General features: G+C 59.3%; 12 protein-coding genes. 7 read left to right on the forward strand and 5 right to left on the reverse strand.

Going from position 1 to position 13,442, the window contains the following annotated elements:
• Nucleotides 1-47 precede the first annotated feature (47 nt).
• From KZO34_RS13960 to ung, 7 genes are all read left to right on the forward strand, one after another.
• Complete coding sequence (locus KZO34_RS13960) at nucleotides 48-761, forward strand: DsbC family protein (RefSeq protein WP_374706536.1); 714 nt, start codon at nucleotides 48-50, stop codon at nucleotides 759-761.
• Nucleotides 762-908: 147 nt separating this feature from the next.
• Entirely contained in the window at nucleotides 909-2,210 is a 1,302-nt protein-coding gene (locus KZO34_RS13965) for a homoserine dehydrogenase (RefSeq protein ID WP_219477460.1), read from the forward strand.
• A gap of 11 nt (nucleotides 2,211-2,221) precedes the next feature.
• Complete coding sequence (thrC, locus tag KZO34_RS13970) at nucleotides 2,222-3,622, forward strand: threonine synthase (RefSeq protein WP_219477461.1); 1,401 nt, start codon at nucleotides 2,222-2,224, stop codon at nucleotides 3,620-3,622.
• A 6-nt stretch (nucleotides 3,623-3,628) separates the two neighbouring features.
• The gene (gene recJ / locus KZO34_RS13975) at nucleotides 3,629-5,362 is read left to right on the forward strand and encodes a single-stranded-DNA-specific exonuclease RecJ (RefSeq protein ID WP_219477462.1); all 1,734 of its coding nucleotides are present in this window, start codon (nucleotides 3,629-3,631) and stop codon (nucleotides 5,360-5,362) included.
• Between the two features lie 166 nt (nucleotides 5,363-5,528).
• Nucleotides 5,529-6,624 (forward strand): peptide chain release factor 2 gene (prfB, locus tag KZO34_RS13980; RefSeq protein WP_219477463.1). Its coding sequence is split into 2 segments (ribosomal slippage): nucleotides 5,529-5,600 and nucleotides 5,602-6,624, totalling 1,095 coding nucleotides; the frame shifts between segments, so codons are not numbered across the junction.
• A 52-nt stretch (nucleotides 6,625-6,676) separates the two neighbouring features.
• On the forward strand, nucleotides 6,677-8,218 hold the full coding sequence (gene lysS / locus KZO34_RS13985) for a lysine--tRNA ligase (protein ID WP_219477464.1): 1,542 nt from the start codon (nucleotides 6,677-6,679) through the stop codon (nucleotides 8,216-8,218).
• A gap of 3 nt (nucleotides 8,219-8,221) precedes the next feature.
• Nucleotides 8,222-8,953, forward strand: a complete 732-nt coding sequence (gene ung / locus KZO34_RS13990; RefSeq protein WP_219477465.1) for a uracil-DNA glycosylase — start codon at nucleotides 8,222-8,224, stop codon at nucleotides 8,951-8,953.
• Between the two features lie 3 nt (nucleotides 8,954-8,956).
• On the opposite strand, the gene KZO34_RS13995 is transcribed toward ung, so the two are convergent.
• The 5 genes from KZO34_RS13995 to nadB all read right to left on the reverse strand — a co-directional run bounded on the left by KZO34_RS13995 (nucleotide 8,957) and on the right by nadB (nucleotide 13,318).
• The gene (locus KZO34_RS13995) at nucleotides 8,957-9,790 is read right to left on the reverse strand and encodes an HDOD domain-containing protein (RefSeq protein WP_219477466.1); all 834 of its coding nucleotides are present in this window, start codon (nucleotides 9,788-9,790) and stop codon (nucleotides 8,957-8,959) included.
• Between the two features lie 117 nt (nucleotides 9,791-9,907).
• Entirely contained in the window at nucleotides 9,908-10,921 is a 1,014-nt protein-coding gene (gene ygfZ / locus KZO34_RS14000) for a CAF17-like 4Fe-4S cluster assembly/insertion protein YgfZ (protein WP_219477467.1), read from the reverse strand.
• Between the two features lie 3 nt (nucleotides 10,922-10,924).
• Nucleotides 10,925-11,407, reverse strand: coding sequence for a hypothetical protein (locus tag KZO34_RS14005; protein WP_219477468.1), 483 nt, complete (start codon nucleotides 11,405-11,407; stop codon nucleotides 10,925-10,927).
• Nucleotides 11,391-11,663, reverse strand: a complete 273-nt coding sequence (locus KZO34_RS14010; RefSeq protein ID WP_219477469.1) for an FAD assembly factor SdhE — start codon at nucleotides 11,661-11,663, stop codon at nucleotides 11,391-11,393. Before KZO34_RS14010 ends, KZO34_RS14005 begins: the two co-directional genes overlap by 17 nt.
• Before the next feature lie 50 nt (nucleotides 11,664-11,713).
• Nucleotides 11,714-13,318 carry an L-aspartate oxidase gene (nadB, locus tag KZO34_RS14015; protein ID WP_219477470.1) on the reverse strand — a complete coding sequence of 535 codons (1,605 nt, stop codon included), beginning with the start codon at nucleotides 13,316-13,318 and terminating at the stop codon, nucleotides 11,714-11,716.
• Between the last annotated feature and the right edge of the window lie 124 nt (nucleotides 13,319-13,442).

The raw sequence follows: 13,442 nt of genomic DNA on the forward strand, positions 1-13,442 counted from the left end.
GACTGGATGTAGCTATGTCTGCCAGAGAAAGTGTGAAGAAAGTTGCAATGGTGGTTGGCCTGGCGGTTGGCGCTGTGATCGCGTTACCGGCCACGGCCGGCGAGGTTGAGGATGGGATTGCCAAGCGTCTGACCAATGCCGTACCCGGACTTAAGGTGCAGTCGGTGACGGAATCCGAAGCCAAGGGCCTGTACGAAGTGCAGAGCAACAATGGCGACACGATTTACACCACGGCAGACGGGCAGTATCTGCTGACTGGCGACCTTTTGAAAATCACCGATAACGGCATTGCCAATGTGACCGAACAAGCGCGAGCCGGCCAGCGTGAAAAGGTCATGGCGGCGTTTGGTGGCGATGGCGTGATCCGGTTCCCGGCCGACGGCGAGGAAAAAGCCGTGATCGATGTTTTCACCGACATCGATTGCCCCTATTGCCGGAAGTTGCATGACGAAGTGCCAAAGCTCAACGCCTACGGCATTACGGTTAACTACTATGCCTTCCCGCGTTCCGGTCCGGGCACTCCGTCGTTCAAAAAGTATGTTTCGGTTTGGTGCGCAGAGGATCAGCAGGCCGCCATGGATGCAGCCAAAGCCGGGCGTTCTGTGGAGTCGGCAAGCTGCGAGAATCCCGTGCTCGAGCAGTACCAGTTGGGTGGTCGAGTGGGTGTAACCGGGACGCCGGCTATTGTGTTGGAGGACGGCAACATGGTGCGCGGCTACGTTCCTGCCGATAACCTTGCCAAGGGTCTCGGTCTGCTCTGACTGTCTTGAGAGTCCGGTGCCTTTGCCGGACCGCTCACGGATTTGACATCCTTCCGGTTCAGGGCTTATTCACGAGCACCTGAATCGGTATACTATGCCTCCCTTATTGCAATTCATCAGCACCCTTTCGGGTTCAGAGGTGAGAGTTTGAAAGACGTCAGTGTCGGAATCTGCGGACTGGGTACCGTTGGCGGCGGTACGTTCAATGTCTTGACCCGCAATGCCAGGCTCATTGCCGGCCGGGCCGGGTGCAACATCCGAATTACTCGGATTGCCAGTCGTCGTCCCCGGAATGACATGGATCTCGGGGATGTGCCTTTTTCCACCGACATTTTTGACGTGGTGAACGACCCCGCTGTGGATGTCGTCGTCGAATTGATCGGCGGTTACGAAACGGCGAAAGAATTGGTGCTGGCAGCGATCCGGAACGGCAAGCACGTGGTTACGGCCAACAAGGCCCTGATTGCGGTTCACGGCAACGAGATTTTTGAAGCGGCGGAAAAGGCCGGTGTGGTGGTTGCCTACGAGGCCGGCGTTGCGGGTGGTATCCCGGTCATGAAAGCGATCCGTGAGGGGATGGCCGCAAACCGTATTGACTGGATTGCCGGCATCATCAACGGCACCGGTAACTACATCCTTACCGAGATGCGGGCCGGTCGTGAATTCTCAGAAGTCCTTAAGGAAGCCCAGGACCTGGGGTATGCGGAAGCCGACCCGACGTTCGATGTAGAAGGCATTGATGCGGCCCACAAACTGACCATTCTGGCCGCCGCCGGTTTCGGCGTGCCCCTGCAGTTTGAAAAGGCCTTCACCGAAGGCATTTCAAAAATCACGCCGTACGACATCGCCCATGCCGAACTGCTGGGCTATCGCATCAAGCACCTGGGCATCGCCCGTCGTCGCGACGACGGCATCGAGCTTCGCGTGCATCCGACCCTGGTGCCCCAGAGTCACCTCATCGCCCAGGTTGACGGTGTCCTGAATGCGGTGTTGGTTGACGGTGATGCCGTCGGTCAGACCATGTACTACGGTCCGGGTGCCGGTGATGAGGCGACAGCCTCCGCGGTCATCGCCGATATCGTCGACGTGGCTCGCGCTGTTGCCAGTGGTAGCCAGCAGCGCGTGCCCTACCTCGGCTTCGAGCCAGAAGCTCTGGAGGACCTGGATGTTCTGCCCATGGAAGATGTCCAGTCCGCCTATTATTTGCGGATTACGGCACTGGATCGCCCGGGCGTGCTGGCGAAGATTGCGTCCATCCTGAGCGAGCATGGCATCAACATCGAGTCGATCATGCAGAAGGAATCCGAGCTGAAGGATGGCCGTATCCCGGTGATCATCCTGACCCACACGGTTCAGGAGCGGCAGGTCAATCGCGCTATCGAGGAGCTGGAAGCCCTGACTGACACCGACGGTCAGGTCGTTCGCATCCGCGCCGAAAACTTTAACTAACAGGTACGCTCGTGAGATATATCAGTACGCGGGGTGAAGCGCCCGCACTGGGCTTTGAGGATGTTCTGCTGACCGGTCTGGCCGCCGACGGTGGCTTGTACGTTCCGGAATCGTTGCCCCACTTCAGCCTTGAAGAGATCCGCAGCTGGCGTGGATTGTCGTACAGCGAGCTCGCGTTCAACGTGATGTATCCGTTCGTCGATGATGCCATTCCGGCGGACGATTTCCGCAAAATGCTCGATGAAACTTACTCGGTGTTCAGTCACAAGGCGGTCGCGCCACTGGTGCAACTGGACACCAATGAGTGGGTCATGGAACTGTTTCGCGGGCCGACACTGGCGTTCAAGGATTTCGCCCTGCAGTTGTTGGGTCGGTTGCTGGATTATGTGCTGGAAAAGCGTAAGCAGCACGTTGTGATCATGGGTGCCACCTCCGGCGACACCGGGTCGGCCGCCATTGAAGGTTGTCGGCGATGCGAGCACGTGGATATCTTTATCCTGCATCCCTATGAGCGTGTCTCGGAGGTGCAGCGTCGCCAGATGACGACGGTGAAGGGTGAGAACATCCATAACATTGCGGTGCGGGGCAATTTCGATGATTGCCAGCGCATGGTGAAGGAAAGCTTTGGTAATCAGAGTTTTCTCGGCGGCAAAACCCAGTTGGCGGCGGTGAATTCCATTAACTGGGCCCGGATCATGGCCCAGATTGTGTACTACTTCCAGGCTTCCCTGGCACTGGGTGGCCCTGATCGAAGCATGGCGTTTTCGGTGCCGACCGGCAACTTTGGCGACATTTTCGCCGGATATCTGGCAAAAAAGATGGGCCTGCCGATCTCTCAGCTAGTGATCGCCACCAATCGCAACGACATTCTTCATCGATTCATGAGTGGCAATAAATACGAGCAGCACCAGCTCGAGCATACCCTGTCGCCGAGCATGGATATCATGGTCTCCAGCAACTTCGAACGTTTGCTGTTCGATCTGCATGGTCGTGATGGCCAAGCGGTGAAAAAACTGCTGGAAGATGCTGCCAAGGGGCCGGTGAGTATCGAGGATTATCGTTGGCGGCATGCGCGCAAGCTGTTTGACAGTGATGCGGTTGATGACAAGTCGACCTGCGACACCATCCGCGAAATCCATGAGCAGAATGAATACCTGCTCGACCCGCACACCGCCATTGGTGTTCGCGCGGCTCGCAATTGCCGGCGAGACAGCTCGGTGCCGATGATCACCCTGGGGACTGCTCATCCGGCGAAGTTCCCGGATGCGGTGGCCGAATCCGGAGTGACGGTCAAGCCCCAGCTGCCAGCCCATATGGCGGATCTGTTTGAACGGGAAGAGCGTTACACCGTTCTGGACAACAACATTGCCGGTGTTCAGGAGTTCATAAGCAAGCACTGGAAAAATGCCTGATCCGGTATGACACCGAAAAAGATCCTGCGCCGCCCCCAGCCGGATAATGCACCGGCCTGGGGGCAACAGCTACCGCCACTGCTCCGTCGCCTCTACGCGGCCAGGGGGGTTACCTCCGATGAGCAGTTGAGCTATACCCTCAAGTCGCTTGCCTCACCGATGGAGCTTCGTGGAATTGACCGCGCTGTCACCCTGTTGGCGGAGGCCATTGGGCAGCAGCAGCGTGTCCTGATTCTCGGGGATTTCGATGCTGATGGAGCCACCAGCACGTCGGTGGCCATGCTGGGTCTGTCCATGCTCGGGCTTCAGGGGCTCGATTTCCGCGTGCCGAGTCGTTTTTCCGATGGCTATGGCCTGACGCCGGGTATCATCGAGCGACTTGCAGAAGAGGGCGATTTACCGGACCTCCTGGTCACCGTGGATAACGGGATCTCCGCCATTGACGGCGTCAGGGCCGCTCGGGAGATGGGCATGAAGGTGATTGTGACTGATCACCACCTCGCGGGTGAGGCCCTGCCGGATGCGGATGCCATTGTGAACCCTAACCAGCCCGGCTGCCCCTTCCTGAGTAAGAATGCGGCCGGGGTCGGTGTCATGTTCTACGTGCTCACTGCGCTGCGTAAACATCTCCGCGAAGCTGGGCGCCTTCCTCAGCCCGAACCCAATCTCGGGGTACTGCTTGATCTGGTTGCTCTTGGCACCGTGGCAGACGTTGTACCGCTGGATCACAATAACCGCATTTTCGTGGAGCAAGGCTTGCGTCGGATTCGCAAGGGCGAAGCCCGCCCGGGAATCCTGGCTCTGCTTGAGATTGCAGGCCGTGACCATTCTGCGATCAGTTCGACCGATCTCGGCTTTGTGGTAGGCCCCCGCCTGAATGCGGCCGGGCGCCTTGACGATATGAGTATCGGTATTGCCTGCCTGCTGGCCGACAGCCCGGATGAAGCCCGTCGCCTTGCTCAGGAGCTGGACAGCTTCAATCGTGAGCGCCGCACCATCGAAAAGGATATGAAAGCCCAGGCCCAGGATCTGCTTGCGTCAATGTCCCTGGATGTCGAGGGCTTGCCCTGGGGGCTGGCGCTGTTTGACCCGGAGTGGCATCAGGGCGTTATCGGTATCCTGGCTGCCCGGATCCGGGAGCAGACTCATCGTCCCACCATTGCCTTTGCCAGTGACGACAATGGCCAGGACATTAAGGGGTCCGCCCGCTCAATCCCCGGCCTGCACATTCGTGATGTTCTGGCAGCCGTGGACGCCCGCCATCCGGGCATCATGAAAAAATACGGCGGTCATGCCATGGCCGCCGGCATGACTCTGGCGCGGGACGACCTCGATGCGTTTTCCGACGCCTTCGACAAGGCCGTCCGGGACACTCTGAAGGCCGAAGACCTGGAGGCGGCGATTACCACCGACGGACCCCTGAGCGCCGATGAGCTGAGCCTGGATACGGCCGCTTTGCTGAAACGCGCGGGGCCGTGGGGGCAGCATTTCCCGGAGCCGGTTTTTGATGGCGAGTTCCGGGTGGTCAGTCAGCGCATCGTTGGCGAAAACCATCTGAAGCTGGTGCTGCAGCCCTTGGAGGGTGGCGGCATCATTGATGGCATAGCCTTCAACACCGGTTCGGAAGTGCCTGACTATACCCGCACCGGGGCCCGGGTCGTGTACAAGCCGGATGCCAATACTTTTCGTGGGCGCACTAATCTGCAGCTCCTCGTGGATTATCTCGAGCCGCTTTCCTAGTTGGCTCAGGTGGCGGGTCCCCGCACCCCGAGACCGGCTGGCACTTCTGCGCTCGTCCGGTTTGACTGTTTGACGTATCGGTTTACCCCGGCTGATTTAGCTACAGAATTCCGGTAGAATCCCGCCACTGTTTTACTCACCATTTTCAAGAGCGAGTAAGGGTTTCATGGAAATCAATCCCATTGTGACGAAGATAAAAGAGCTTCGTGAGCGCACTGAAGCGCTCAGGGGGTATCTTTGACTACGACCAGCGAAGTGAAAGACTGGTCGAAGTAGAGCGTGAACTTGAGCTGCCCACTGTGTGGGAAGATCCTGAGCGCGCCCAGGGTCTGGGCAAAGAGCGCGCGGATCTTGAGCTGATCGTAAAAACCATCGACAACCTTACCAGTGGCCTCGGCGACGCCGAAAGTCTGCTGGATATGGCGGTCGAGGAAGACGACGAGGCCACGGTCGCCGAGATCGAGGCGGATCTTGAGGGGCTCGATAAGGAGCTTGAGAAGCTGGAGTTCCGCCGGATGTTCTCCGGTGAGATGGATGCCAACAACGCCTATCTGGATATCCAGGCCGGCTCCGGTGGCACCGAGGCCCAGGACTGGGCCAATATGTTGCTTCGCATGTACCTGCGCTGGGCCGAGCGTCGGGGATTCAAGGCTGAGATTGTCGAGCTTCAGGAAGGTGAAGTAGCGGGGATCAAGAGCGCTACCATCCACATTCAAGGTGACTATGCCTACGGCTGGCTGCGCACCGAGACCGGTGTTCACCGCCTGGTCCGGAAGTCTCCGTTCGATTCCGGCAATCGTCGTCACACCTCGTTCTCTTCGGTCTTCATTTCACCGGAAGTGGATGACAGCTTCGAGATTGAAATCAATCCGGCCGATCTGCGTGTGGATGTGTATCGGGCTTCCGGTGCCGGTGGTCAGCACGTTAACCGGACCGAATCCGCCGTTCGTCTGACCCACAATCCCACGGGTATTGTGGTGGCCTGTCAGGCTGGCCGAAGCCAGCACCAGAACAAGGACCAGGCCATGAAACAGCTGAAGGCCAAGCTGTTCGAGCGCGAGATGCAGGAGCGCAACGCCGAGAAGCAGAAAGCCGAAGATGCCAAGGCCGACATCGGCTGGGGCAGTCAGATCCGTTCCTACGTGTTGGACGACAGCCGCATCAAGGACCTGCGCACCAAGGTGGAAACCAGCAATACCCAGTCGGTGCTGGATGGTGACATCGACAAGTTCATCGAAGCCAGCCTGAAGATGGCGCTTTAATCAGCGCCATCAACCCAAAAACCGGATAATTCCCGATCTTTAGTGAGCCAACATGACTGAACAAAGCCACAGCGCCACCCAGCACGAGGATAACAAGCTGATTGCCGAGCGCCGTGCCAAACTGGCCGAGCTGCGCACCGAAGGCAATCCTTTCCCCAACGATTTTCGCCGCGACAGCACCGCTGCTGAGCTGCAGGAAAAATACGGTGAGAAGAGCAAGGAAGAGCTGGAAAAGCTGGACATCAAGGTGGCCATCGCCGGTCGCATGATGCTTGATCGTAAAGCGTTCAAGGTTGTTCAGGATATGACGGGGCGGATCCAGATCTATGCCACCAAGCATGTCCAGAAGGACACCAAACACTGGGACCTCGGCGATATCGTTGGTGTCCGGGGCACCCTGACCAAGTCGGGTAAGGGCGACCTGTATGTGACCATGGACGAGTACGTGCTGCTGACCAAGTCGCTGCGCCCGTTGCCGGAGAAGCACAAGGGCCTGACCGACATGGAGGCTCGCTACCGTCACCGCTACGTTGATCTGATGGTGAATGAAGACACCCGCAAGGTGTTCATGGCTCGAACCCGCCTGATCAGTAGTATGCGGAACTACTTCAATGCCCGTGGGTTCATGGAAGTCGAGACGCCGATGCTGCAGGTGATCCCGGGTGGCGCGACGGCACGTCCGTTCGTGACGCACCATAATGCGCTGGACATCGACATGTATCTGCGGATTGCCCCGGAGTTGTTCCTCAAGCGGCTGGTGGTCGGCGGGTTCGAGCGGGTGTTCGAGATCAACCGCAACTTCCGGAACGAAGGCCTCTCAACTCGGCACAACCCGGAATTCACCATGGTCGAATTCTATCAGGCGTATGCCGACTACAACGATCTGATGGATCTCACCGAGGACATGTTGCGCCAGGTCACCCGGGAAGTGCTGGGCACCACGACGGTGGTGAATACCCGCGAACTGTCCAATGGTGAGGAAGAAACCGTCGAATACGATTTCGGCAAGCCGTTCCGGCGGATGACGGTGGTTGAGGCCATCCTTGAGCACAACCCGGATATCCAGGCTGGCCAGCTTGGTGACGAAGCCAGTGCCCGCCGCGTGGCAGACAACCTTGGTATTCAGCTTAAGGAGACCTGGGGCCTCGGCAAAGTTCAGATCGAGATTTTCGAGGCAACCGCAGAACACCTGCTGGTCCAGCCCACCTTCATCACCGACTACCCCAAGGAGGTGTCTCCGCTGGCTCGCTGCAAGGACAACGATCCGTTCGTCACCGAGCGATTCGAGTTCTTCGTCGGTGGTCGCGAGCTCGCCAATGGCTTCTCGGAGCTGAATGATGCCGAGGACCAGGCTGAGCGCTTCCGGGCCCAGGTGGCAGAGAAGGATGCCGGCGACGACGAGGCCATGTTCTATGACGAAGATTACGTCATGGCGCTGGAGTATGGCCTGCCGCCCACCGCCGGTGAAGGCATCGGCATTGATCGCCTGGCCATGCTGTTGACCGATTCGCCGTCGATCCGCGACGTGATTCTGTTCCCGCACATGCGTCCGGAACACAGGGTTGATCATCACGAATCGGACGACGGGGCGTAAACCATGCATCCGGTTGAGGTGCTGGCGAGTCAGCTGAGGCCCGACCGGGGCTGGTCCGATCATCTTGCCCACGAATTCCGCCAGCCCTACATGCGTGAGCTGGCGGAATTTCTCGCTGCCGAGGAACAGGCCGGCAAGGTGCTGTTTCCTGCCAGCCAGCACTGTTTCAATGCCCTGAACAGCACCCCCCTGGATAAGGTCTCCGTGGTGATTCTGGGGCAGGACCCCTACCATGGCCCGGGTCAGGCCCACGGTCTGTGTTTTTCGGTCCGGCCGGATGTGCCGCCGCCGCCATCACTGGTCAACATCTTCAAGGAAATCCACAGCGACCTGAATATCGAGGCGCCCGATCACGGCTGCCTACAGCCCTGGGCAGAGGACGGCGTGCTGCTGCTTAACAGTGTGCTCACGGTGGTTCAGGGGCAGGCCGGGGCACACCAGGGCAAGGGCTGGGAAACGTTCACCGACAAGGTGATCGAAACCATCAACCGGGAAAGGGACGGGGTGGTTTTCCTGCTCTGGGGCAGTTACGCGAAGAAGAAAGGCCGGCACATCGACCGAAACCGGCATCTGGTGCTGGAAGGCCCGCACCCCTCACCACTGAGTGCCTACCGCGGTTTCTTCGGCTGCAGGCATTTCTCACGCGCCAACGATTGGCTGCAACAAAAAGGGCAGCGATCCATCGACTGGACGCTGCCCTCCAAGGCCGAGCTTTTAGCCCGCTACCAGAACTAGTCCTTACTTCAGCAGCGCCATAGCCGCTTCCATCTCCGCATTCAGGTCTTCTTCCTCGCTCATGTCGATGTTGGGGTCGAGCCCCAGGCGGTCGAACGCGGAAATACTGTTCCAGTCCATCTCGGTCCACGGGTTGTCACTACCGGCGACCAGTTGCAGGTTAGCGACCATGACCAGATCTGCGTAATCCGCAGCGGGTACTTGCCGCTGGAAGTTCGCATATTCCAGCGGGACGTTCTGCAGTTCTTTCGGAAAGTCCCACTTCTTCAGGATGGCGGCGCCCAGGCGCGGATGCAGCTCATCGATCACGTTATCGAGCATGATGCTGCTGATCTGGATATCCTGATCCTCAACGTAGCGCAGGATGGGCAGGACACCGATCTGGTGTACCAGGCCGGCGAGCGTGGCCTGGTCCGGTTTGAGCCGGGTGTAGTGCTGAGCCAGTACGTGGCAGACGCCGGCCACTTCGGTGCTGGTCTGCCAGGTGGCCCGTAGGCGTTTGTCGACCATGTCGGATGTGGCCTGGAACATCTGTTCCATGGCCAGGCCCATCGCCAGGTTACTGGTGTAGGCCATGCCCAGGCGGCTCACGGCCATGTTCAGGTTTTCAATGGCACGGCTGCCCCGGAACAGCGGGCTGTTGCAGACCCGGATGATGCGAGCCGAGAGGGCGGTGTCGTTACTGATCACCTTGACCAGATCGGCAATCGCGGAGTCCTCGGACTCGGCGATCTCCCGAACCTGCAGGGCCACTTCCGGCAGGGTTGGCAGTACCAGTTTGTCATTCTCGATAGCGGTAATCAGGTCGGTTTTTATGGTTTCGACGATATTCGACATGGTCAGTAGCGGTCCACTTGTCAGGGTGTGGTGCTGGCATAAAGGCATCGCCAGCAACCGTAAAAATCATATAAGTGAGTTACTTTATAGCAAATTACGATCAAATTGCCTGTCAACTTATGTATCTGTCTGTGGGCTTTTTTCCCGCTCCGGCACGGCGTAGGGAAGGGGCAGCGGGGTCAGCGTTTGGCCGGCAAGGCCGTCAACGGTGAGGTCAGCGTCTGCTGCGTCGTGCCGGACCACCGCCAACAGCTCGCAGGTACCGTTTTTCAGGGGCACAGAATTGACCACGCTACCCACGGACCGATCACCGGCGAGGATCGACCGGCCTGGCTCAGGGGCATCGGCGGTGTCGAGCTGGAACCGATACAGGCTCTTTTTGAGTTGACCGAGAAAATGCATGCGGGCGATTACTTCCTGGCCGGTGTAACAGCCCTTTTTGAAGTGTATGCCACCGACATGTTGCCAGTTCAGCATCTGGGGTACGAAGGCCTCCAATGTCTGTGCTGTAAGCGCTGCGATGCCGGCGGCAATCTCGGACGCCTGCCAGTCAGCCAGGCTGCGTTCTTCGCTGGCGTCCAGGGCGGGGGCCTTACCGGCCGTGTGCCAGAGCTCGAATCGTGACAGACCTTCGGCAGTCGGTTCCACGCGAATCAGGTATCCGCTGTCGAGTGCCAGAGAATCCCCCGGTTTTTTCAGTTCTGAGAGCGCCTGGCCTGCAAGCCGTTGTGCGTCTGAATCACCAAACAGGCCAAAAATGCAGCCATCGGTGACCGGGTCGGCGGATGTGCCCCGGAACAGCATCAGATATTTGCGCAACTGGCCGAGAGTCGATTCCGCCAGTGCCGAGTCCAGATCCATCACGATGTCGTCCCCGTCGCGGACCACGCGCGTCAAGCAGTAGGCTCGTCCCTTGGGCGTGGCCGCCGCCGCGCGGGGCGAGTAACCGGCGACAACCTCATCAAGATTCTGGCTGAACTGGCCCTGCAGAAACTTGTCGGTACCGGGGCCGCTGATGCGCACCAGAACGCGATTGCCCAGCTTCGCCCAGCCGGTCTCGGGCAAAGGCGACGCGGCGTTTGGGAGAGTGGAACGGGGATCGCCCGAGGCTGGTGGGGCTGCGTCGGTCATGCATTACTCCTGGTCGGGGCGTCGCTTGGGCGGTGACTGAGGCTTGCCCAGTCTGAGCCATACCCTCAGGCGACGAAATTCATCTTCCGGCACGTTGCCACGGAGGTGGGCAGTATTGGCCAGAAGAATCGCGGAATACGCCTTGACTGTGGTGCCGATGGGGCGAAGTTTCAAGAGGGCGAGGCGAGAGCCAAGCCTGCTGGTGCCGGCAGCCTTTACGGCAATTTGCCGGCCGTCGCCAAGGCGGGCGCTCAGTTGGCCACGCTCGACTGTCAGCCTGTTGATGGCGGAGTTGCCCCTGAGCAGGCCGGAGCGCCGGTATTGCAGCCCGGCGCCCGCGAGTGCGACCGGGATGCCGGCCAGAAGCCAGGGTTTGCCTCCGTGTGCTGCGGCCACCAGGAAGCCCAGCAATGCCAGCCATGGAACGGTGGCCAGCAGACCGGTGGCGACAGATGGATGGAGTGTCAGTTCAATCCGGTTGGACACGGTTCAGAATCATATCAACCATGCGCTGGAGATCCGGGTCTTCGGGACGGCTGCGTTGCATGAACCACTCGAACATATCGGTGTCCTCGCAGGTCAACAGCTTCTGATAACGGGCCTTGTCTTCGGCTGGCAGGTCCCGGTAGACCTGTTCGACAAAGGGGATAAGCAGCACGTCCAGCTCAAGCATTCCGCGGCGGCTGTGCCACCACAGACGGTTGAACTCGGAATTGTCGGAGGGGGCAGCATGTTCGGACATAGCAGATTCCGTTGGTTGAGTGTGGGTCAATGGAGAAAACCGGCCCCGATTCAGGGTGACAGGGTACGGTAGGTGGTGGGAACCAGCACCGTATCTTTCGCTTCACCAGTCAAACCAGGGTAGTCCAGGGTGTAGTGGAGTCCCCGGCTTTCCTTCCGCTGGAGGGCGGAACAGATGATCAGGTCGGACACGGTTACCAGGTTCCGCAACTCCAGAAGGTCATTGGAGACCCGGTAGTTGCTGTAGAACTCACCGATTTCCCGGGACAGCAGGTCAACACGATGCTTGGCCCGCTGGAGCCGTTTGGTGGTCCGGACAATACCGACATAGTCCCACATAAAGTGCCGCAACTCATCCCAGTTGTGGGAAATAACCACGTCCTCGTCGGAGTCCCGGACCTGGCTCTCGTCCCAGTCCGGTGCTTCCGGTGGTGGCGGTATGTCCGCCTCCCGGCGGGCGATATCCTGCGCCGCCGAACGGCCGTACACCAGACACTCCAGCAGGGAGTTGCTGGCCATGCGGTTGGCACCGTGCAAGCCCGTGAAACCGGCTTCGCCCACCACGTAGAGCCCGTTAATGTCCGAGCGGGCGCGCTCGTCGGTAATGATGCCGCCGCAGGTATAGTGAGCGGCGGGCACCACCGGGAGCGGCTCCCGGGTGATATCGATACCGAAACCGAGGCACTTCTCATAGATGGTCGGGAAGTGGTGCCGGATGAAATCTGCGGGCTTGTGGCTGATGTCCAGATACAGATGGTCAGCACCCAGGCGTTTCATTTCATGGTCAATGGCGCGAGCAACGATGTCCCGGGGCGCCAGTTCGGCGCGTTCGTCGAACCGGTCCATAAATCGGCTGCCGTCTGGCAGCTTCAGCAGGCCGCCTTCTCCGCGCACCGCTTCGGTAATCAGGAACGATTTGGCGTGCGGATGATACAGGCAGGTTGGGTGGAACTGGTTGAATTCCATATTGGCGACCCGGCAACCCGCCCGCCAGGCCATGGCAATGCCGTCGCCGGAGGCACCGTCCGGATTGGTGGTGTACCGATAAGCTTTGGACGCGCCCCCGGTGGCGATGACGGTAAACCGGGCGCGGAACAGCTCAACGTGGTTGTCCTCAAGATTGAGGATGTAGGCACCGACACAGCGATTGCCCGGTAAAGACAGTTTGCGGTTGGTGATCAGGTCAATGGCGACCCGACTGGACATGAGTTCGATGTTCGGGCGTGCCTGGGCCTGCTCGGTGAGCGTGGTCGAAACTGCGTGGCCCGTAGCATCGGCGGCATGAATGATGCGGCGGTGGCTGTGCCCGCCCTCCCGGGTCAGGTGGTAGTGGGCGTTCTCGTCCTTGGTGAAATCGACGCCGGAATTGATCAGCCAGTCGATGCTTTCACGACCATGCTCGACGGTGAAGCGGACGGCCTCCTCGTGGCAAAGGCCAGCTCCCGCCGCAAGCGTATCCTCAATATGGTCTTCAATGGAGTCGTCGTCGTCCAGAACCGCGGCGATGCCGCCCTGGGCCCAGAGCGTGGCGCCGCTGGAAATGTCGGCCTTGCTCAACACGCAGATGCGCAAGTGTTCTGGCAGGTTGAGTGCAACGGTCAGGCCGGCAGCACCACTGCCGATAATGAGAACATCGAATTCGTAGGACTGTGGCATTGGGTCGTGATCGCGGGCCATAATGTGGAGGTCTATTGAACTAAACTTTGCTCGTGCTGTCTATTTGGCCTGACAGGGTGAGCCGCCCATAAGGGTGACTTGACCCGTTTAATGAATGGACGCC

The organism is Marinobacter sp. F4206, from assembly GCF_019392195.1.
Classification (GTDB): Bacteria; Pseudomonadota; Gammaproteobacteria; order Pseudomonadales; family Oleiphilaceae; genus Marinobacter.

What these genes read in the sequence shown, in the direction of transcription:
- KZO34_RS13960 (WP_374706536.1), top strand. Translation starts at nt 48, where the DNA reads ATGGTGGTTGGCCTGGCGGTTGGCGCTGTGATCGCGTTACCGGCCACG.
- recJ (WP_219477462.1), top strand. Translation starts at nt 3,629, where the DNA reads ATGACACCGAAAAAGATCCTGCGCCGCCCCCAGCCGGATAATGCACCG.
- lysS (WP_219477464.1), top strand. Translation starts at nt 6,677, where the DNA reads ATGACTGAACAAAGCCACAGCGCCACCCAGCACGAGGATAACAAGCTG.
- ung (WP_219477465.1), top strand. Translation starts at nt 8,222, where the DNA reads ATGCATCCGGTTGAGGTGCTGGCGAGTCAGCTGAGGCCCGACCGGGGC.
- KZO34_RS13995 (WP_219477466.1), bottom strand. Translation starts at nt 9,790, where the DNA reads ATGTCGAATATCGTCGAAACCATAAAAACCGACCTGATTACCGCTATC.
- ygfZ (WP_219477467.1), bottom strand. Translation starts at nt 10,921, where the DNA reads ATGACCGACGCAGCCCCACCAGCCTCGGGCGATCCCCGTTCCACTCTC.
- KZO34_RS14010 (WP_219477469.1), bottom strand. Translation starts at nt 11,663, where the DNA reads ATGTCCGAACATGCTGCCCCCTCCGACAATTCCGAGTTCAACCGTCTG.
- nadB (WP_219477470.1), bottom strand. Translation starts at nt 13,318, where the DNA reads ATGCCACAGTCCTACGAATTCGATGTTCTCATTATCGGCAGTGGTGCT.